The sequence below is a fragment of the Shewanella algidipiscicola genome (genome assembly GCF_900380485.1).
In the GTDB taxonomy this organism is placed as follows: domain Bacteria; phylum Pseudomonadota; class Gammaproteobacteria; order Enterobacterales; family Shewanellaceae; genus Shewanella; species Shewanella algidipiscicola.
The window spans coordinates 1,226,656-1,248,175 of the sequence record NZ_OXJV01000001.1 but is presented as its reverse complement, the minus strand read 5'-3'; the positions used below and the strand labels follow the sequence as shown (position 1 = coordinate 1,248,175).

The window sequence follows — 21,520 nt, the reverse complement described above, 5'->3', positions numbered from 1 at the left end:
AAAGGGGCTTTCTAAAATCCTAACCTGTGGTAGCCTAGGTCGGTGGATAGCTTTTTAGCTACAGGCCTTGGCGCTACTGGTTTTTAGCTTATTCCAATTTTATTTCTTAGGTTTTCCTATTTGGCTTGAACTTTAGGATCAAGCTTGTTATAAAAGCCACCGCAGACCGCTCTAGACAAGGATTTGGTTGCGGCGCACAAAATTAAATTCAAGGGGATGACATGAACAAATCTGAACTAATCGAGAAAATCGCATCTGGTGCTGATATTTCTAAAGCGGCAGCAGGCCGTGCTCTAGATTCTTTTATTTCTGCTGTGACAGACGGCCTTAAAGATGGCGATAAAATTTCTCTAGTTGGTTTTGGTACTTTTGAAGTTCGTCAACGTGCAGAGCGTACTGGTCGTAACCCACAGACGGGTAAAGAGATCAAGATTGCAGCGGCAAACATTCCTGCGTTCAAAGCAGGTAAAGCACTTAAAGACGCTGTAAACTAAGATAAACTTAGTCAAGGTGGCCTTTGTAAACCTTACACGCCGATAAGCACTGTTTAAACAGTGCTTTTTACCGAGTAAGTGTTTTGATAATGTAATCGTCATTATCATGCCGTTGGCCTAACTTACGTAATGTATAACTAGGTCTGACAATTTACATAGAAGGCGCATCCTATCAAGTGATGCGCCTTTTTATTTTTAGTAACGAGCGAGAAATCTGATGTTAGAAAAGATTCGCGAAGGCTCACAGGGCGTGATTGCAAAAAGCATTCTCGTACTTGTAATACTATCCTTTGCATTTACTGGCGTGAGCAGCTATTTAGGATCATCATCTGAGCCTGTAGCCGCCACCGTAAACGGCGAAGAGATCAGTAACTCAGCGTTGGAACAAGCCTATCAAAGCGAGCGTGCTCGATTAGAGCAGCAACTGGGTGAAATGTATGATGCACTTGCCAGTAATGAAACTTACTTAGCAAGCGTAAAACAAAGTGTATTAGAGCGTTTGGTTGCCGATAAGCTTATCGATCAGGCGGCAGCAGATTTAGGCTTGACCGTCTCTGATGAGCAGATCAAAAACGCGATTATTAACGAGCCAGCCTTTCAAACTGACGGCCAGTTCGATAATGACCGCTATCTGGCACTTATTCGTCAGCTGGGTTACCAAGTAAACAGTTTCCGCGACATGATGCGTGTCGATATGACTCGTCGCCAGTTAGTGGCTTCATTGGTGGGTTCTGAATTTGTATTACCAGGTGAAGTTAATTACTTAGCCACTATTCAGGCGCAAACCCGTGATATCCGTTATCACGTTGTTGATGCAACACCGCTACTTGAACAAGTAAGCGTGCCTGATGAGGAAGTAGATAGCTACTATCAGGCCAACCAGCATCAATTTGTGCGACCAGAAACTGTATCACTCGATTATATCGAGCTTAATGCTGCAGATATGGCCAGTGGACATAGTGTCACCGACGAAGAGGCTAAAACCTATTACGACGAACATAAGGTGCAATACCTGCAGCCTGAAAAACGTCTTGCAGGGCATATTTTAGTTAATTTTGGTGATGATGATACGGCGGCTAAAGCTAAAGCCGATGCTATCTATGCTAAGTTAGAAGCTGGTGAGGATTTTGCCACCTTAGCCCAAACTGAGTCAGATGATACCTTTAGTGCAGAGCAAGGAGGTAAACTTGATTGGTTTGAACAAGGTGTCATGGATCCAGCCTTCGACAGCGCCTTATTCGCGCTAGATGAAGGTCAGTATTCAGATGTGGTTAAAACCAGTTTTGGTTTTCACATAATTAAACTGCTGGATGTTCAAGCGGGATCAACGGCATCATTTGATGATGTTAAACAGCAGATTGTCGCCCAGTTAATGGAAAAGAAAGCAGTGGATCAGTTTTACGGTCTGCAGCAACGCTTAGCCGATGTGAGCTATGAAGTACCTGACACCTTGTCTGAAGCGGCTCAAGAAGTGGGTGTAGCAGTTAAAACTAGCCCAGAGTTTTCACGTGACAATGCCCCAGAGCCGCTTAACGCGCCTGAAGTGATCAAAGCGGCCTTCTCTGAAACGGTATTGCTCGACGGCATGAACAGCGACGTTATCGAATTAGGTCCAAATCATGTGATGGTTGTGCGAGTGAAGTCCCATACGCCAGCAGGAACGCTAGCCCTAGAGCAAGTTAAAGCCAGTATTGTTGAGCGCCTCAAACAAGACAAGGCAAACGACATTGCTCGTGAGCAGGCTCAAACACTGATGGCGGCGATTAAAGCGGGTGAGAGCACAGCTGAGCTAACCACTCAAGTGCAACTGACCCGTTTCGATCAACGCATTGATAATGCTATTACTACTAAAGCGTTTGAAATGGCACAGCCAAATGCTGAGCCTGTGGTTGATACCGCCGCCTTGGCCAATGGCTATGCAGTGATTGTGCTCGATAAAGTGAATACTGCTGAGACTGTCGATGATAACTTGGCCAATGCCATTAAGCAGCGCCTTAATTCACAGTATGCTGAAAGCGATTACCGTGCAGTGATAAGCCTTTTAAAAGCACAAAGCGAAGTGGTTTATAGCCCAGCTGAGTAAATTATCCAGTTATTGATAAAAGCCAGAAGCGTGATCTTCTGGCTTTTTTTTATGTGTAGTAGCTCATACACGAACTGATACTTTTAGATTTTGAATGTGACCTTATCTAACATTGAAGCATCTCTTGATTAATGTCTGAAAGGAGCGATAAGCAGACGGTCGCTCTAACTCGTTTTTGGACAAAAGTATCTTGACCTTCGAATGACGGTGTTGGCATTTTTGGATTTTGCATTTGGCTGAGTTAGTGTTGGTAGAGTGTCTTTTAAATTTATATCTTCAATGTTATCAATCGCCTGTCCGGCAGGGAGTGTGCAGATACTGCTGCTACACGCCGTGAATCCATCCGTGGAGGCTCGACGATGGCATCCCTGCCATCAACGTCCGCAGCCGCATCTACACTGGGTTATTCTGTCTCTTCGATTTTGCTTCATTTCGTGCGAGTAGCTAGTTAAAAAGCTAACTAGGTTTTGGACAAAAGTATCTTGACCTTCGAATGAAGGTGTTAGCATTGTTTGGCTTGTAGCATTTGCCGGAATAGGTTTTTACATCGCTGATGGTAGCGTTAACCTTTATGGCAACCAATTGCCTGCAGCAGGCCTTTCGTGCAGGTATTTCGGTGGGGCGCTGCAAGTATATCCCTATACGCTCGACGGTGGCATCCATGCCACCAACCCCCACCGCCATACCTACACCGGCTTATCTATTTCTTCGATTTAGCCGTAATTGGTATCTACAAAATAGTTAAAAGCAAAATTGTTTTTGGACAAAAGATTGTTAGAGTTTCCGTTCTAAACCTTACTATTCGCATTACAATATCTAACGTTGAGATCTGAAAGGTCTAGAAGTTTACAGTAGTCGGCCTCTAGGCAAGTAACCAGACTCTTAATGCGACTACATTTTTAATTCTGCTTAAACCTTATCCATTTATATTGCTAGAGTTCTCTTCCAGAAGCTTGGTTGGCTGCATATAAAACGTCCAATTCAATAGAGATTTGATTGCTATCTAGAAAATGTCCTCTGGCAAACAATCTAAAAAATAGCAGAGCACACCGAGAGATTGCATTCATAGGTTTTAGGGCATCTAACACTACAGATATAAACAATGCAAAGCGCTGTTCTGCTGACTTTCCTTCTAAGCACACAATAGCGGAACTACAGCAAGCATTTACAACACGCTCAGTATATCGCCATTCTAATAAATGAAACTCACCTTTAGCTCCCAAATATGCTGAACAAATCGATTTAAGGCAGCACTCGGACAATACCTGAAGTGCAACACCTGGTGACGGATAACTGTTAGGATATAATTTAAGGACTTCAGCAGCCCAATACTGCCCACTCTCTTTATGATGACATAGATCAATCACATCTTGATGCATTAGGGGAACAACTAAACCACACTGAACGTGGCACTCAACATGACGACTATAGTCTGATGAAGTAGCTAGATTTATATCTACCATGAATTGATAGGCATTAGCTAACTTCACTTCAAGACTACGGTAAAATGTACAAACCATTGAGTCGAGACAGAGAAACGGAATTGAGTGAGATATTGATGCTTTAAGTGAGCTGTAATGAGAAACATCGAGCATATCCCGAAATTTAGATAGAGTTTCAGGCATATCTATACTTGCAGGAATAATTAACTCACAATTGTTCAGTAAAATATCTAAATTTTTGAACGTTTTATCTTTTGCAACGTCTTCAGCTGTTGTTCTTATAAAACTATCGCCAACTTTTCCTATAGACAAAAAATCAGCTCTACCAGTTTGCCTTATCCACTCAGAAACAATCTCCATTGTCTCTTTCGTGACATACATTTTTAATCCAGTTTTAATTAAGCCGTAACAAAAACCAGAAAGAGACAAATACACTAACGAGAGCACATCTAGAACCACTGAATGCTCGATGGCTTCACCATCGGAAAAAAGGCTAAAATTCCGATTACTATCTTTGTCACAAAGATAAGTCAATGCACCTCGTACAAGGTCTTTTCTGTGAGTGTGAGCTAATCTCATAAGAAGCGGGATCGTTTTGCCGTCGATCTCAGCTTCTGTAAGGCGTTCACCGCTGGATATAGACTCAATTTGCTCCAACATTTCTTCTACATTGCCACTTTCGACAGAAAACTGATGAAAGCAATCATTGCCTGTATTTATGTCTTGCCTAATATCGAGTGATACTCTAAACGCAGCAACTATTGGTTGAAGTTTCTCAACGATCTTATAGCGATTGATGCCCAGTTTAACTTCCTCACCAATATCTGCATCAACAAACATCTCGGCTAAGGTACAATTTGAATCCAATAAATATTCACTTGAGCCACAATTATCCACTAGTAATTTAGTGTATTGACGTTTACCTAAGCTATAAACGACCGCCAAAGAGCACCTTTCTGAGGAGTAGCTTCTATCATCCGCTATCTGGTCGTGGTGAATGTGATTGAAATGAAAGTTGGTAACGTGTATAGCCATACCAACAGGATCATCAATAAACCACTCAAGGATGAATGATTCAGCCAAGTTCAAATCACCTTTAGCAATAAAGTGGAGCAACCTAAGTCCATCTTCAGAGAAGTTCGCTAATATCTTCTTGGGAATTTTTGATACTGCCATCTCTATTTCAGATGTGGTGGAGTTAGCTAAATCAAGGTTTCTAAGCAACACAGACCAGTAATAACAAGACTCAGGGTACTTAGTTAAAGCTCGCTCAGTAAGCTCTATTGCCGCCCTAAAATTGTTTTCCTGTAGTACCCTCTCAATTTTTACAGCCTGCAACCTAAAGCTTTCTTCGACACCTTCCATACGCTCAATCAAAGCATCTAATTTTTCAAGTTGATCAGAGCCTAATAGAGCCTCAGCATAAACATTTAAAACAGGGGAAGCCCATGGATTTATGGGTAAAAGAGGTTCGAGTAACTGAACCACATATAGAGGCAGCTCAACTCTCATCAGCTGTGTACATAAATGGTAAATAGCTTGTATGCTATATTCATGAATATAGCCAAGGCTAGATTTTAAATAGCCATCAAGTAGACCTGACAGTTTCAACTTTTGTTTGATGTCTTCAGGGGCACAAGCTATTGAATTTAGAATAATGAACATAAGAGTTTTAGCTTGGGAGTCTAATGCTGAAACATTTCCTCCTTTTTCTAACCACCTCCTTACTTCACGGTCTGTGACTGTTCCATTGAAAAACTCAGACGAAACTATGACATATTCATCTTCACTAATAGTTAGCTCATCTTTGCGCAATATTTCCTTGGCTGATACACAGCTATTAATCCCATCCGATTGAGCTGTTAAAAACTTTCCAGCCAAAGGAATGACTTTTTCTGCTTCCCCTATATTAGCCATGCAAATTTTAATCAAATCAGTTCTCTGGAACCATGAAACAGCAAGTAAAATAGTTGCAACTTGCACCACTCGGTGATCACTAGAGCTTTTGGCCAGCTCGAGGCAATCATTTATCTGACCTTCCAGCTCAATCATCAATGGGCTACTCATCAGCCAGTTGTGCAGACCATCCACCTCCTTATGTAGATTGTAGGCCTTAGCAAGAGATAGTATGATTTTGCTATTAATGTTTGAAAAGTTGTTATGCAAGCTCTCAGCGACTTCTACGGCTAACTGAAATTCTCCAGTCCGTATTGAACACCTAACCAATGAGCACAGTTCGTGCTCATAGAGGTCAGATGTCCCGCTTTCTAAGCGTTGAGCCAGTTCCTCTTGATTCGCAAGCCTTTCGTAAAATACCTCTTCTGAATAGCTACCTTTATGAAGGGAGCTTCTATACCTGTGAATTGCATCCTCTTCAGACGATAGTGACAAATGCTGAATATATATTGATTCAACAATATCTTTTATTACCAAACCAGAGCGAGGACTGCGGAGCAAATCAAGAAAAAGCTCCTGGTTAATAAGAGTGGCATTCCCTTGGCATAGGTTTAGCTTATACTCGAGTAATGCAAGCAAAGTACTACATTCATCATCAAGCGAACCGACAGATTTCACACTAGTTAGGTATGTTTCCGCTGTATTCCAATCACGACAAGTTATTGACCGAAGTAATTGTTTTGAAAACCTGACCAAGTCGCTTGAAGAAAGGCTAGTGATAACCAAATCACCGATAGATACAGACGCACCTACTTCTGCGGTAATGTTATGTCCTATGTCTGTTTTTTGTGTTATTGAGTGACTGGGCATATTTTTTAGTTATCACCATTTTTTGTTCCAACACAACCGACAGAGATATTACCCACCGAGATATTCCCGCTCCCACTACTATGGATGTTGTGGCCGACAGTTGAGGCTTGGCTTACGCATGTTTCGTCACCCGGTGCTCGAATCTGTTGCAAAAGATCTAGTAAAGGTTGAGATTCAGTAATTTTTCTCTCAATTGCATGAGGAGCCAAATCTTCATTGATGCCCGCTTCCTTCAGCCGCTCTGCCATCATGTTTATCTGGTCTTCATCAATAATCCATCCTTGCAGTTTTGATTTAAGCATTTCTACACCTAAGGCTGCCCCAGACTTAACGCCATCATAAATGAGTCCTGACAAAATCGCAGCCGTTAGTATATCCATTTGAATCCCTAGATTTGTTGATAAATATTAGCTACTTTACTTCATTCATAAAAAAAGAACAGACTAATACATATCAAAAATTGCAGAAGAATTAGTCTTTGCACGAATAAACCGAGACCCCTTCATTGCTTCTTCTACCTTCTACTGCATCGCCACTGTTCAGCTTAAATCGGCGAACGATCTGCATTAAGTGGAGTGGGCTAAAAAATGATAGGACAAGCATAACTTTTAGATTGAACGTGGCCCGTTCAGATTAGCTTTTCTATAGCCAAAACTTCACTAGCCCTATTTACCTTTTGAACTGCGAAACTCACTTTGGGGCAAAACTGAGTTAGCTTTCTACTCGCCACTCACACCAAATGCAGTCAAATCGATGAAACGTTCGATACCAAGTGTAAGCGCGGTTTTGGCCTTCGAAATCATGGATGATTTCGCAGAGCCCACACGGACGTGCTTGAACAACGTCCATGCCTAAAAGCCAGTTCGGCATCCATGCCTCTCGTTCGTAAGCACGAAGCTATGCTTCACTCACCGAGCCAAAAGAGCGCTTGCACATTCCCCGGCGGATAGGCGATTAATAACAGTGAAGGTTCGACCTTCAAACACTTTCAATAAATGAAAATACAGCCAGCCGCTACTCAAACAAATGTCATCGTTCTTCATTCCAAGACCAGCACACTTTGGAGCAAAAGCTTCTTAGCCTTTAACTCACTAGTCGTATCAAATGAAGTCCAATCGAAGAAGCGTTAGAGATAGGTGTAAGCGCGGTTTTGGCCCTTGGCGGCATGGCCAAAAATGTTCCTTACATTTTTTGGCATTCCCTCCATCCATGGAGGTCAGATGCCGCCGTGGAGCGTATAGGGATGGCGCACAACGATATCCCTATCTAAAAGCCAGTTCGACAATCCCTGTCTCTCGTTCATAAGCACGAAGCTATGCTTCACTCACCGAGCCAAAAGAGCGCTTGCACATAAAGCCTGCGGCAGGCTATTAATTGCCATTAAGGTGCGTTTTCATAGCACATCAATAAATGAAAATTCAGCATAACGCTGCTCAAGTAAACTTAAAAAAATGCCAAACCTTCATTCCAAGGCCTGCACACTTTGGGGCATAACCAAGTTAGCTTTTGAACTAGCAGCTCACACCAAATGCTGCTTAATCGAAGAAACGTTCGATACCAAGTGTAAACGCGGCTGCGGCCTTTGCCAGCAGGGATGCCATCGTAGAGCCCACAAGCATGGCTCACAACGATATCCCTATCTAAAAGCCAGTTCGACATCCTTGTCTCTCGTTCACGAGTATATGGCTGTCGCCAAGCCCACCCTGTCTCTCGTTCGTGGGCTCGAAGCTACGCTTCACTCACAGTGTCGCAGAAGTGTTTGCACATGAGGTTGTTCCTTCACATCCCTGTGATCACGACATTGGTGCTGCCATGCACTGCACCTGCGGCAGGCAATTAGCTAATGCGAAGGTTAACGCTTAGTTAACTCTCACCGCAGGTGATAGGTAGCCATGAAGGTGCGACCTTCAAAATCAGCCTCGTTTTACGAGGCAAAAAAAAGCACTTTAACTTCACTCAAAGTTAAAGTGCCAATCACAAGTAACCCTTTGCAGTCAGCCTAACGGCTAGGCTTCGAAGCTGTTTAATATCCCCATGGCAGCATCGCGACCTTCGGCAATCGCGGTGACGACCAGATCAGAGCCGCGCACCATATCGCCACCGGCAAACACTTTCGGGTTGCTGGTTTGAAAGGGGTTGTCGGCTACCTTCGGCGCGACCACCAATCCCCACTGATCCAGTTCTACACCGTGATCAGCCAGCCAGCTTGCTGGGCTAGGCTGAAAACCAAAGGCGATGATAATGGCATCGGCCTCAATCAGTTTTTCGCTGCCTTCAATAGGCTGTGGACGGCGACGGCCTGAATCGTCGGGCTCACCAAGTTGCGTCTCGACGCACTCGATGGCGCACACCACCCCGTTTTCGGTCTTAATGGCGGTAGGTTGACGGTTGAACAGGAAGTTAATGCCCTCTTCGCGGGCGTTTTGCACCTCGCGGCGTGAACCTGGCATGTTTTCTTCGTCACGGCGATAGACACAAGTGACCTCACTGGCGCCTTGGCGTATGGCAGTGCGCACGCAATCCATGGCGGTATCACCGCCACCGAGCACCACCACTTTTTGTCCTGCAAGGCTCAAATATGGCGATTCGCTCGACTCTGTCCCCATGATGTGGTGAGTGTTACCGATAAGATAGGGCAGGGCTTGGTAGACGCCTTGGGCATCTTCATTCTCCAGCCCTGCTTGCATCGCCGTATACGTTCCCATGCCAAGGAATACGGCGTCGTACTGGTCGAGCAGGCTATCGAAGCTGATATCTTCACCGACCGTGATGCCAAGTTTAAACTCGATCCCCATCCCCTCAAGCACCGAGCGACGGGTCACCATGACCGCTTTGTCCAGTTTAAAGGCGGGAATACCATAGGTGAGCAGGCCACCAATTTGCGGGTTCTTGTCATACACCACAGCTTGTACGCCGTTACGGGCAAGAATATCAGCACACCCAAGCCCTGCTGGGCCTGCGCCAATAATCGCCACGCGCTCAGGGCGGGCGGTCACCTTACTCATGTCTGGGCGCCAGCCTTGGGCGATGGCGGTATCGGTGATGTATTTTTCAACGTTACCTATGGTGACAGCGCCAAACTCATCGTTGAGGGTGCAAGCACCTTCACATAGCCTGTCTTGTGGGCAGACTCGACCACAGATCTCGGGCAGGGTGTTAGTTTCATGGACTAATTCTGCCGCTTCTAAAATGCGTCCCTGCTGCGCCAGTTTTAACCAGTTAGGAATATAGTTGTGCAGTGGGCACTTCCACTCGCAGTAGGGATTACCACAGTCGAGACAGCGGTCGGCTTGCTCGACGACTTGTGGCTGTGCGAACGGCTGATAGATCTCGATAAACTGGGTCGCGCGCTTTGCCGCTTGGTGTTTTGTCGGATCTTTACGGCCTACTTCAATAAATTGAAAGTCATTGCTCATTTGAAGTTACCCCGCTACTACTGAAAGTGCTGTATCCGATTGCTCGAGTCGTAACAGATCATTAAGCGCAATATTTTTCGGCTTAACCAATACGAAGCAATCGATCCAGTTTTCAAAATCATTTAATAACATCTTAGCGTGTTCACTGCCGGTTTCGGCCAAATGTTCCTCTATCAGGCCTTTAAGATGTTGCTGTTGAATGGCCGAGTCGACCTTATGGGTGTCGACCATGTCGGTATTCACGCGGCGGTTGAAGTGGCCGAAGCGATCAAACACGTAGGCAAATCCGCCGGTCATCCCTGCGCCAAAGTTAACCCCTGTCTTACCCAGCACCAAGACGATGCCGCCGGTCATGTATTCACAGCCGTTATCGCCAACGCCCTCGACGACGGCAATCGCGCCAGAGTTACGTACGCCAAAACGTTCACCCGCTTGGCCAGCTGCAAACAGCTTACCGCCGCTAGCACCGTAGAGGCAGGTGTTACCGATAATGACGCTCTTTTCGCTTTGGAACATGCTGCCAATAGCCGGATAGATGGTGATCTTGCCACCAGACATACCTTTACCAACATAGTCGTTAGCATCGCCACACAGATTGAGCGACAGCCCGGGGGCGTTCCATACCCCAAAGCTTTGGCCTGCACTGCCGCTAAAGTTGAGCTTGATGGGGGCCTTGGCCCCTTTAAGGCCAACGGTCGTGGCAATATGGCCTGAAAGTGCGGCGCCTACAGAGCGGTCGGTGTTGTTGATCTCAAAGCGGCCTTCAAAAGGTTCGCCTTGCTCAACCGCCGTTTTAGCGGCTGCCACAATCGCTTGGTTGAGTTCGCCTTTATCCGCCGTGGGGTTGGTCTCCTGCCACGTGAGTGCACAACCTGTGGGCACGACGGGTTTATGTAAAATGGCCGACAGATCTAACTGTTGCTGCTTAGGCGTTGTGCCTTCAAGGGCACTGAGCCACTCGCTACGGCCGACAAGTTGTTCAAATTCGGTGACGCCTAAGGCGGCCATCCATTCACGAATTTCTTGGGCCATAAACTCAAAGTAGGTCATCACCCGCTCTGGCAAGCCGTGATAGTGGTTATCTCGCAGTTGTTTATTTTGCGTGGCAACACCGGTCGCGCAGTTGTTTAGGTGGCAGATACGCAGGTATTTACACCCTAGCGCTATCATGGGTACGGTACCAAAACCAAAGGTTTCAGCTCCGAGCAGTGCCGCTTTAATCACATCTGTGCCGGTTTTGAGCCCGCCATCGACCTGGAGACGAATTTTATGGCGTAAGCCATTAGCTACCAGCGACTGATGCACTTCGGCAAGCCCTAGCTCCCATGGGCTACCAGCATATTTCACCGAAGTGATAGGGCTGGCGCCGGTACCGCCATCGTAGCCTGAGATGGTGATCATATCGGCGTAGGCTTTAGCAACGCCGGTGGCAATGGTGCCCACGCCGGGTTCTGATACCAGTTTGACCGAGATCATCGCCTTAGGGTTGATCTGTTTTAGGTCAAATATCAGCTGCGCCAAATCTTCAATCGAGTAGATATCATGATGTGGCGGCGGCGAAATCAGAGTGACACCTGGGCGGGCATTACGCAGCGCAGCAATTTCGACGCTGACCTTATCACCCGGTAGCTGTCCACCTTCACCGGGCTTAGCGCCTTGAGCCACCTTAATCTGTAGCACTTCGGCGTTAACTAAGTAGTGCGCGGTCACGCCAAAACGCCCCGAGGCAATTTGCTTAATGGCTGAGTTGCGCTCCGAGTTAAAGCGGCGTGGATCTTCGCCGCCTTCGCCAGAATTTGAGCGCCCACCAAGACGGTTCATGGCGACAGCTAGCGCCTCATGGGCTTCAGGGCTAAGCGCCCCGATGCTCATGGCGGCGCTGTCAAAGCGTGGGTAGAGGGTTTGTGCGGCTTCGACGGTATCGATATTGACCGGGCTTTGGCTGGCGGTCACTTTCAACAGGTCACGCAGGGTCGCCACGGGTCTGTCATCCACCAGTTGGGTAAAGCGTTTATAACCTTGGTAATCCTTATCGCGTAAGCAGGCTTGCAGGGTATTGACCACATCAGGGTTGAAGCAGTGGTATTCGCCGCCTTCAACATACTTAAGCAGCCCACCTTGAGGCAGCGGTTGGTGTGGCTGGAATGCCCGTTTTTGCAGCTTCTGTTGATCTTGCTCTAGCAGGTCAAAGTTGGCCCCTTCGATACGGCTAATCACGCCATTGAAGCACAAGTCGACCACGCTCGATGATAAGCCTATGGCTTCAAACTGCTGACTGCAGCGATAAGAGCCTACTGTGCTGATGCCCATCTTAGACATGATCTTGCGCAGGCCTTTGTCTATGCCTTGGCGGAAGTTGAGCATTAAGCGCTGGGTTTCGCTGATCCCGCGTGTTGCGGCCAGAGCTGAGGTGCTCTCGTAGGCCAAATAGGGATAGATGGCGGTGGCCCCAAAGCCAAGCAATACCGCAAAGTGATGTGGATCGCGCGCCGATGCGGTTTCAACAATGATGTTTGTGTCGCAGCGTAAGCTTTTGTCGACTAATACCTTTTGTACTGCGCCCACCGCCATGGCGGCTGGGATCACTTGCTTGCGCTTGTCGGTGGCTCGGTCTGATAAAATGAGCAGCGTGGTGCCGGTGCGGGCTAAGCGCTCAGCTTCATCGCAGATGCGAATGATGGCGGCTTCTAGCCCCTCAGACAGATCATAATTAAGGTCAATGGTCTTGGCGCGATAGTTACTCGAGTCTAAGGCTAATAGCTGATTGAAATCACTAAAGAGCAAAATAGGTGAGTTAAACATCACTCGATAGGCATGGCCTGTGGTTTCGTTAAACAGGTTTTGTTCGCGGCCAATACAGGTGGCAAGCGACATCACATGTTTTTCGCGCAGTGGATCGATAGGGGGATTGGTGACCTGAGCAAACTTTTGCCTAAAATAGTCATACAGGGTGCGTGATTGCTTCGATAACACCGCCATTGGGGTGTCATCACCCATGGAGCCTGTGGCCTCTTCGCCTTTATCGGCGAGCACCCAAATTACCTGTTCGAGCTCTTCGCGTGAATAACCAAATTGCTTTTGGTATTGCACTAAAGTGTCGGCTGAAAACTCGCAAACCCCTTGAGCTTCAACTGGCATCTGCTCGGCAGGGATCAAGGTTTGGCTGTTTTTGGCCATCCACTCTTTGTAGGGATGGCGACGCTTGAGATCGTTATCGATTTCAAATGAGGAGTAGAGCTGACCGTTAAGAGTGTCGAGCACCAATAGTTCACCCGGGCCTACGCGGCCTTTTTCGACCACTTCGTCGGGGGCGTAATCCCAAATACCAATCTCAGAGGCGAGGGTTAAAATACGATCTTTGGTGATCACATAACGCGAGGGGCGCAGACCATTACGGTCGACGGCGCAAGCCGCGTGACGCCCATTGGTCATGACGATGCCTGCTGGGCCATCCCAAGGCTCCATATGCATGGAGTTAAAGTCGTAAAACGCCTTGAGCTCATCATCCATCTCTGGATTACTCTGCCAAGCGGGTGGGATCAGTAAGCGCATGGCGCGGTACAGATCCATGCCGCCAGCTAATAGCATTTCGAGCATATTATCCAGTGAGGAGGAGTCTGAGCCTGTCTCGTTGACAAAGGGCGCCGCTTGCTGCAGATCGGGCAGCAAAGGCGCATTGAACTTATAAGCGCGCGCTCGTGCCCATTGGCGGTTACCAGTAATGGTATTGATTTCGCCGTTGTGGGCTAAATAACGAAACGGTTGTGCCAATGGCCACTTGGGTGAGGTATTGGTTGAAAAGCGTTGATGAAATAGGCAAATAGAGCTTTGCAGGCGGATGTCGGCCAGATCTGGGTAGAAGGCTGGCAGATCTGCAGGCATCATTAACCCTTTGTAGACGATGACTTGGCCTGAAAGGCTGGCAACATAAAAATCTTTGCAGTCGCTCATCTGCTGTTCAAGACGGCGACGCGCCATATACAGGCGTCGTTCTAAATCTTTTTCACGCCAGCCGATAGGGGCGTTAATTAATACTTGCCAGATCTGTGGTTGGCTCGCTTGGCCAATCGGCCCCAGTACGTCGGCATCAACCGGGACTTCACGCCAACCAGCAACACTTAAGGTTTCTTTTTCTAATTCACGTTCGAGTAAGTGTTTAGTTTGTGCTGCTAGTTGTTCATCTTGGCTTAAAAACAGCATACCTACCGCGAATTTACGGCTAAGGTGCCAGTCATTTTCAGCGGCTATGGCTTCGAAAAATTTAATGGGAAGTTGCATAAGCAAACCACAGCCATCGCCTGTACGGCCGTCTGCAGCAATACCACCGCGATGCTTCATACGGTCGAGACCGTGGATCGCAGTTCGTACTATTCTATGGCTGGCTTCGCCATCCATCTGGGCGATTAAGCCAAAGCCACAGTTATCCCGTTCAAAACTGGGGTGATACAAGCTCATATAAAAACTCCCTAATACTACTAACTAAAACACGTCGGGGAAGTTACGATTGCTATACACCCGAACCAACCAAATTAACTTTAGCCTGATAAAAGGTCAATCCAAATTTATGCATAAAAGTTGGCGAGTTAAATGTGATTTATAGACATGGAGTTGCTACTTTACGTTAACGTTAACTGTAAATTTAATCCTATAACATTATGAATAAAAAGAATTTTGATATTGACGCTTATTTTGTTTTACTTGGATTTAACAATCTGTCGGGTTGATATTATTTTTGGAAAAGTGATTTTTATTGCAGATACAGTGAATTTTTTAACATAATAACAAGGGTGACACTATCACTGGGTTAGCCTGTGATATGGCGCTTGTTTGTGATTGAGGTGAAGGGGGGGAAGTGAAGCTTGTTTGAGATAGACCAAGGTTTATTGGATTGAGATTAGCTAAAATATCGCGCCATTTATTGATAGAGACAACCCTGTGGGACTAGATAGCTACGTAAATACCTTTGGAGTGCAGTGCCGGCAACAGTTTGGCCAGCGGTTAAAAAAGTTAACCATAGATGCCAAATTTACCTGCCCCAACCGCGATGGTTCACTTGGACGTGGCGGCTGCACCTTCTGCAATGTTGCTTCCTTTAACCACGAACATGGGACGATAGAGACTATCGGCGAACAATTGGCTCAGGGGCGTGCCCGTGCTCAGGGGAAATCGTCAAAGTTTATCGCTTATTTTCAAGCCTATACCAGTACTTATGATGAATATAAGGTACTTAAGCAAAAGTATGATGAAGCGATAAAAGAGAGTGATATTGTCGGCCTATGCGTCGGGACTCGACCTGATTGTGTACCCGATGAGGTGATTGAACTGTTGGCTCAATATCAACGCCAAGGGCTTGAGGTGTGGTTAGAGTTGGGGTTACAGAGCGCTAATCCGGCAACTTTAAAGCGGATTAATCGTGGCCATGGTTTTGATGAATATCAAGATACGGTGCACCGCGCAAGGCTTGCGGGGCTTAAGGTATGCACTCACCTGATTCTAGGATTACCGGGTGAAACCCATGAAGATTATATCGCGACCCATAAGGCGGTGCTTAGCGTTGGCGTTGATGGGTTAAAGTTGCATCCATTGCATATTGTCGAGGGCAGCACTATGGCCAAGGCTTGGAGAGCGGGGCGATTACCGCTGCTGTCTCAGGCTGAATATGCTTATAGTGCTGCAGAGTTAATCCGTTTTACTCCAAAGGATGTCGTGTTTCATCGGGTGACGGCTTACGCTAAAAAACCTATGTTATTGGCACCAGATTGGTGCGGTTTTCGCTGGGATGGGTTGGTTGCTATTGTTGATAACTTAGCCAAAAATGGCGGCCAAGGTCATTATTTGTCCCAAGCAGCATGTTTATTCTAAATAGGATTTCAATTCGTCGAGTGATAACGCATCTGCCTTGGCTACAATTTGTTGAATCTCGATTAAGTGGTTACGGCTTTTGCGGTGCTATTAATCGCTAAAGTGTATTTTTTCAGCGCTATTCGCTATCGCTTATTTGCATAATTTACGCGTTAACAGTAATTATTATGCAATAGCTTTAATGTGGTGTTGCCTAGTTGTTAATTGTGATGCTTTTTTCACGTCTCGTGCTCAAGTTAGTTGCACAGGTCATAATTGGCGGTATTATGAAGTGAATGAACAGTATTAGAAAATAAGCATTAAATTTGAGAGGTGTCTTAATATGGCGACAGCTGAGTTAGAATCAATTTTGGATCTTAACACTCTAGAGCAATACTGCAGCGCAATTGGTGCCAGTACCTTGCTAAAAAGTGTCGTCTTATTTGAGCAGCTTATGCCTGAGTATGTCGGCAACTTAGTTAATGCCAGCGCAGCGCAAGATAAAGACACCTTGTGTTCAGAGGCTCATAAATTTAAAGGTGCTGCTGGCTCTGTCGGTCTAAAGCGTATTCAAGAGTTTGCTCAGTTGCTGCAACATGGTGAGTCTCCTGAGTGGCCCGCAAGTCACAACGCTTGGTTACAAGTGATTGTCGATAATGCCAGTGATGATTTAGCCCAGCTAAAACAGTATTTACAAGCTAAAGGCTAACCTTAGCCGATGAAAAAGCCCTCGATGAGTCATCATCGGGGGCTTTTTTTATGCTAAAAAATTGTCGATAGCGGCGATGCTCACAGTTTGGGGGAAATACTGCAGCCATCTTGTGAGCGGTTATGTTAGATTAGACTTAGATTGAGTATTTGAATATAAAAATAGGTTGGTAATCGATTTTATGAAACATTTGCCGAGTCTTAAAAACCTCTATTATCTGGTGAATTTGCACCAAGAGCAGAACTTTAATCGTGCGGCTAAATTGTGCCATGTTAGCCAGTCGACGCTCTCTAGCGGGATCCAAAATTTAGAAGAGCAATTGGGGCATCAGTTGATTGAGCGCGATCATAAATCGTTTATCTTCACCGCCATAGGTGAAGAGGTGGTATTACGCTCGCGCAAATTACTCACCGATGTAGACGATTTAGTCGAGCTGGTTAAGCATCAAGGTGAGCCAATGACCGGAGAAATCCGTCTGGGTTGTATTCCAACCATTGCGCCATTTTTACTCAGTCGAGTTGTTAAGCACTGTCAGGCCAGTTACCCAAATTTAACCCTATTTTTAAAAGAAGATACCACCGAGCGTTTACTCGATGCATTGGGTAAGGGAGAGTTAGATTTATTGTTATTGGCATTGCCAGCGGATACCAGTGGTTACCACAGCATGAAGGTTGGGATCGATCCCTTTAAGCTGGTGATGCATCGCGAGTTATCATCAGATCTTACCCAGCCCATAGATTATAAGGCGTTACCCGATGAGAGTATTTTCTTACTGCAATCGGAGCACTGTATTACAGGGCATGCGATTAGTGCGTGCCGCTTGGGAGATAGTGACAAGATAAACCCGTTTGCGGCAACCAGTTTACATACACTCGTGCAGATGGTGGACAGTAAATTAGGTACGACATTTTTGCCCCAAATGGCAATCGATGCGGGTATTTTAAAAGATACCGATTTACTCGCCATGACACCACCTGGTGAAGCGCCTTATCGTGATATTGGTTTAGTGTGGCGTCAAACCTCGAGCCGTATTATGACCTTTAGAACCTTAGGCAAGGCAATTGAAAACTTACTGGCTCCACAACACCCTTAAACTAGCTATTTGAGCCTCGAGGGGAGACGCCAAACACTTCAATAGAGTGTTGTTTTCCCTTCAGCTTTATCGGGCCTAAATGATTAAATTCATAACCGCTTTCGCAGATATCCAATTGAGAATGCAGTGCTCCTGAGATCAACATACGTTGCCCTAGAGGGTTACATTGGTCTTGCAGTCTGGCGAGGGTATTGAGTACATCACTGAAGAAGCTTATCTCCTGTTTTTGCACTCCAACCACAGCCGCTACAACTTGGCCGCAATGGGCGGCGGCTTTAAATTTAGGCACAAAGCCATATTGCTCTTCGAAATATTGACGTTGCCAATTGAGCTGCTGGCTGAACTCATAATAGATATTAAAACTGCGATCGTGAACGATACCTTCCTCAAGTGGCCAATAGATCAGCACCGCATCCCCCATATAGCGATAAATTTCGGCATCATTGTTGACAACTGTATCCGATAATAAGCTAAAGCAATCTTGAATGAGGCGGCTAAAACGATAATCGCCTAGCGACTCGGCATGGGTAGTGGAGGCGACCATATCGAGATATAAAAACAGTCGTTGTTCATATCGTGGTCTATGGTATTTTCCTAAGCCGATATTAAGCAGTACTTTGGGGCCGACTAATAGGGCCATCTGTTCGATAAAGGCTAAGCCAAAGCGTACGGCGACCAAGTAGATGATCAATGCTTGAAAGGATGGGCTATACAAGATGTGGGCGGTGAGCATTTGACGCAGAGTGGTCATATGATTCTCGATGGCCCACATATTCAAATATTGGGTAATGTAGGCCAGCGTTGTTGCACCTAGCAGTAAAAATAGCCCTTTAAAAATAACTGAAAATAGATAAGGTAAGCGGTTAATGGCGCTAAATTCAGCGATGATGTTTGACATCCAGTGCAAGCTGCCAAAAATAATCCCCATATAAATAGCAAGCGTCGCTAGATCGGCACTACCCACAGCCCATTGCGGTAACTCTGGGGTTTGGGCATAGCGAAAAAAGACAAAGGCCGCCATAGCGATTGTCCAAGCGAAAATGGCAAAAATCAGCTTCTTTGCTTGTCTGCGCGCTCTCACGGTAAAGAATAAACCTTAATACTACTAATATCTCAGAATGCGCTAGTGTATAGAAAACCGACCTACAATTTCCAGTGATATTTGTGATCTAAGTCAAATGAAGTTGAGTTGTACTCAAAAAGCTGCTGTCTAGGCTAAGCATTGTGGATATCGCATTCACAATTGGCGAATATATGTACTCAATTGTGCTCCATCGTAGCTAGCTAAATTAGCATAAGTTGTTGTGATGATGGCTATTAGTAGATTTAGCTCTGTCATACTTTGCTGTAATAATTCACCGTTATGGGGTCATAGCGATGAGACAAATATGATTAAGGCTGGCAAGCGGATGGCTGTTATGAGTGCGCTGTGGTGGAAGATTTTGGCTGAATTTTAGCGGATACAGTGTGGAGTAATCGGCGTGAGGAAGTGCCATGATTTGAGTGATGCTTCATCGCTGTTTCATCATCACGGCATTTTATGGTCACTGAACTTGACGGTCACGGTATTTAATCGTCAATGGGTTGATCACGGAAATAAATCGTCACTGCATTATTCATTGCTGGCTGCGTTTGCCATTGAGTGAATGGGTTTAACTGTATTGGATAGTCGTCATTATCGGTGCTGGTACTAGGCACTATTTAGTTAGTAGTAGAGGCACAGCGTCGTTTTATGGACACCGATCTTGAAACAACATCAATTTCCGCTCAAATCAATTCCCAGCTAAATAGTTATTGAGTATCTGCTGGGTGAAGGGGATTTTTAAATAAAATCCTCTTGGATTGGTTAGCTTAATATTACCGTCGGCAGCAATGCTTTGGGTCAAGGAGCGACTATTGGCTCCTTTGGGACGCAGTTGTAACACTTCGCCGTGACGAGCCGTGATCTGTTCGACTTTACCTAGCGCAATTAATTCCATTATCTCCTCCCAATCCTGGCGGATCTGAGCAAACTCTTGCTCTGACGGTGTCCACAGGATAGGCATACCGATTTGTCTGTCACTAACAGGTTTGCTTCGTATTCCCTCTACTGGGATCCACAAGACTCGTTGCAACTTGTGAAACACTAAGCTTTGTTGCCAACTAAGTCCCTGAATATTGACCAGTGGTGCCACGGTAACGTAAGTAGTCTCCATGGGCTTACCCGTTTCATCTACCGGAATCGTTTTAAGTTCGACGCCTAGGTGCAGGAAGTCTTGCTCAGGCTTAGAGCCTGCAATTGCGCCTAGTTCATGTTCGATAAGTTGGCCAATCCAACCTTTGTCTCGCTTGAGATCAGTCGGTACACGAATATGATGTAACTCTGCCAGTTGGCCTAGGCTTAAACCGGCCATGTCTTGGGCGCGTTGCATCAGTTCGTTAAGTGATAATGGGGGGCGTGGTGTGTTTGTCATGGCTCGATTTTACTGTAGTTATGTCATTTAGCCAACGCGGTCAAAAACTGCTCGCACTCGCAGTTATGATATAAAAAGAGAGCAAGCTTAGTGTAAGTGTATAATTGTAAATGCTTTATTGTGGCATGTTTTCCAGTTCAAGTGGTTCGTAATTAGCTTGCTAAGTTCTTTCCCAACGTTTCCAACATGGTTATCCACAGAAATATTGGATAACTCTGGTTTTATAATTTTAATCGCTAATAAATTTCCCTTGTCAAGCCGAGTAGGCCGCTTACTTTAGCCATATTTGACAGCTTAATACTTTTGCCTGTGCATAACCTTGAACAGGCTAGAAGTGATTTAGATTAAATCTACTGTTTGGTTAAAAATCGTACCGTTATGCAGTTTTATTTTGGGTTAAATATACTTAATGTTTTTAACTTCAGCCTTATCAGTTATTTATGTGATTTAGCTTCTGTTGGTTGAAGCCTTCTGTTTTTGACTTATTGGGTTGTAATAACATTTTTAACTGAGTTTCAAACAGAGATATCCACAGATTTTGTGGATATCCTTGCGAGCTTTATTTGGCTTCTGTTGATAAAAATAAATATTTGGGTTTTTTATCCAGATAATATCTGTTATTAGGCAATTGCCTAGGATCTCACTTTGTGAAACAATCGATCCATTAAAATTTGATATTTGGAGTCCATGTGATTGATAGTGACGGCTTTCGTGCAAATGTAGGCATCATTATCTGTAATCGCTTTGGGCAGGTTATGTGGGCTAGAAGATTTGGTCAGCATTCCTGGCAATTTCCGCAAGGTGGCGTTGATGAAGGCGAAAGTGCCGAGCAAGCCATGTATCGGGAGTTGTATGAAGAGGTTGGGTTAAAAGCTGAGCATGTGCAAATTTTAACTTCGACTCGTTCCTGGTTGCGTTATAGATTACCGAAAAGGTTAATTAGGCAAGACAGTAAACCCTTGTGTATCGGCCAGAAGCAAAAGTGGTTTTTGCTACAATTAAAGAGCCAAGAGTCAGCCATTGACTTGGCGGCGAGCGGTCATCCTGAATTTGATGATTGGCGTTGGGTGAGTTACTGGTATCCCGTGAGACAAGTTGTGTCGTTTAAGCGAGATGTATATCGAAAAGTCATGAAAGAATTTGCTCCAACGGCCCTACCGTTTCAGGCGCAAGAGCCTTCCCATAGTGGCAGAAGAAGAGGTCGCCGCAGATAGAAATTAGCC

The 21,520-nt window shown here is 45.5% G+C and carries 13 protein-coding genes; 7 read left to right on the top strand and 6 right to left on the bottom strand.

Annotation, left to right across the window (positions count from 1 at the left end):
- Positions 1-221: 221 nt before the first annotated feature.
- Positions 222-494, top strand: coding sequence for an HU family DNA-binding protein (locus DN599_RS05590; RefSeq protein WP_011866302.1), 273 nt, complete (start codon positions 222-224; stop codon positions 492-494).
- 217 nt (positions 495-711) lie between these two features.
- On the top strand, positions 712-2,577 hold the full coding sequence (locus DN599_RS05585) for a SurA N-terminal domain-containing protein (RefSeq protein WP_110456618.1): 1,866 nt from the start codon (positions 712-714) through the stop codon (positions 2,575-2,577).
- A 932-nt stretch (positions 2,578-3,509) separates the two neighbouring features.
- Here DN599_RS05585 and gapS6b read toward each other — a convergent pair.
- From gapS6b to gltB, 4 genes are all read right to left on the bottom strand, one after another.
- A complete protein-coding gene (gapS6b, locus tag DN599_RS05580; RefSeq protein WP_110456617.1) occupies positions 3,510-6,785 on the bottom strand; it encodes a GapS6b family protein in 3,276 nt (1,091 codons plus the stop codon).
- A gap of 5 nt (positions 6,786-6,790) precedes the next feature.
- Positions 6,791-7,165 carry a GapS6a family protein gene (gene gapS6a, locus DN599_RS05575; protein ID WP_110456616.1) on the bottom strand — a complete coding sequence of 125 codons (375 nt, stop codon included), beginning with the start codon at positions 7,163-7,165 and terminating at the stop codon, positions 6,791-6,793.
- 1,626 nt (positions 7,166-8,791) lie between these two features.
- Entirely contained in the window at positions 8,792-10,201 is a 1,410-nt protein-coding gene (locus tag DN599_RS05570; protein ID WP_110456615.1) for an FAD-dependent oxidoreductase, read from the bottom strand.
- A 6-nt stretch (positions 10,202-10,207) separates the two neighbouring features.
- On the bottom strand, positions 10,208-14,656 hold the full coding sequence (gene gltB / locus DN599_RS05565) for a glutamate synthase large subunit (protein WP_110456614.1): 4,449 nt from the start codon (positions 14,654-14,656) through the stop codon (positions 10,208-10,210).
- 480 nt (positions 14,657-15,136) lie between these two features.
- Here gltB and mnmL point away from each other — a divergent pair, with 480 nt between their 5' ends.
- From mnmL to oxyR, 3 genes are all read left to right on the top strand, one after another.
- Complete coding sequence (gene mnmL / locus DN599_RS05560) at positions 15,137-16,063, top strand: tRNA modification radical SAM protein MnmL/YtqA (protein ID WP_110456613.1); 927 nt, start codon at positions 15,137-15,139, stop codon at positions 16,061-16,063.
- A 322-nt stretch (positions 16,064-16,385) separates the two neighbouring features.
- The gene (locus DN599_RS05555) at positions 16,386-16,751 is read left to right on the top strand and encodes an Hpt domain-containing protein (RefSeq protein ID WP_110456612.1); all 366 of its coding nucleotides are present in this window, start codon (positions 16,386-16,388) and stop codon (positions 16,749-16,751) included.
- Between the two features lie 181 nt (positions 16,752-16,932).
- The gene (gene oxyR / locus DN599_RS05550) at positions 16,933-17,844 is read left to right on the top strand and encodes a hydrogen peroxide-inducible genes transcriptional activator OxyR (protein ID WP_110456611.1); all 912 of its coding nucleotides are present in this window, start codon (positions 16,933-16,935) and stop codon (positions 17,842-17,844) included.
- A gap of 1 nt (position 17,845) precedes the next feature.
- Here the strand turns inward: oxyR and DN599_RS05545 are convergent, their stop codons facing one another.
- Positions 17,846-18,925: an adenylate/guanylate cyclase domain-containing protein gene (locus DN599_RS05545; protein WP_110456610.1), complete on the bottom strand. Its 1,080-nt coding sequence runs from the start codon at positions 18,923-18,925 to the stop codon at positions 17,846-17,848.
- A 400-nt stretch (positions 18,926-19,325) separates the two neighbouring features.
- On the opposite strand from DN599_RS05545, the gene DN599_RS18615 reads away from it, so the two are divergent.
- A complete protein-coding gene (locus tag DN599_RS18615; RefSeq protein ID WP_162599153.1) occupies positions 19,326-19,490 on the top strand; it encodes a hypothetical protein in 165 nt (54 codons plus the stop codon).
- A gap of 126 nt (positions 19,491-19,616) precedes the next feature.
- On the opposite strand, the gene mutH is transcribed toward DN599_RS18615, so the two are convergent.
- Positions 19,617-20,297, bottom strand: a complete 681-nt coding sequence (gene mutH / locus DN599_RS05540) for a DNA mismatch repair endonuclease MutH (protein ID WP_110456609.1) — start codon at positions 20,295-20,297, stop codon at positions 19,617-19,619.
- 689 nt (positions 20,298-20,986) lie between these two features.
- Between mutH and rppH the strand changes: the two genes are divergently transcribed.
- Positions 20,987-21,511, top strand: a complete 525-nt coding sequence (gene rppH / locus DN599_RS05535; RefSeq protein WP_110456608.1) for an RNA pyrophosphohydrolase — start codon at positions 20,987-20,989, stop codon at positions 21,509-21,511.
- Positions 21,512-21,520 lie beyond the last annotated feature (9 nt).

Bases quoted from the DNA above. Each gene is read 5' to 3' on its own strand.
- DN599_RS05570 (WP_110456615.1), bottom strand. From the start codon at position 10,201: ATGAGCAATGACTTTCAATTTATTGAAGTAGGCCGTAAAGATCCGACA.
- gapS6a (WP_110456616.1), bottom strand. From the start codon at position 7,165: ATGGATATACTAACGGCTGCGATTTTGTCAGGACTCATTTATGATGGC.
- DN599_RS05555 (WP_110456612.1), top strand. From the start codon at position 16,386: ATGGCGACAGCTGAGTTAGAATCAATTTTGGATCTTAACACTCTAGAG.
- gapS6b (WP_110456617.1), bottom strand. From the start codon at position 6,785: ATGCCCAGTCACTCAATAACACAAAAAACAGACATAGGACATAACATT.
- oxyR (WP_110456611.1), top strand. From the start codon at position 16,933: ATGAAACATTTGCCGAGTCTTAAAAACCTCTATTATCTGGTGAATTTG.
- mutH (WP_110456609.1), bottom strand. From the start codon at position 20,297: ATGACAAACACACCACGCCCCCCATTATCACTTAACGAACTGATGCAA.
- gltB (WP_110456614.1), bottom strand. From the start codon at position 14,656: ATGAGCTTGTATCACCCCAGTTTTGAACGGGATAACTGTGGCTTTGGC.
- DN599_RS05585 (WP_110456618.1), top strand. From the start codon at position 712: ATGTTAGAAAAGATTCGCGAAGGCTCACAGGGCGTGATTGCAAAAAGC.
- DN599_RS05590 (WP_011866302.1), top strand. From the start codon at position 222: ATGAACAAATCTGAACTAATCGAGAAAATCGCATCTGGTGCTGATATT.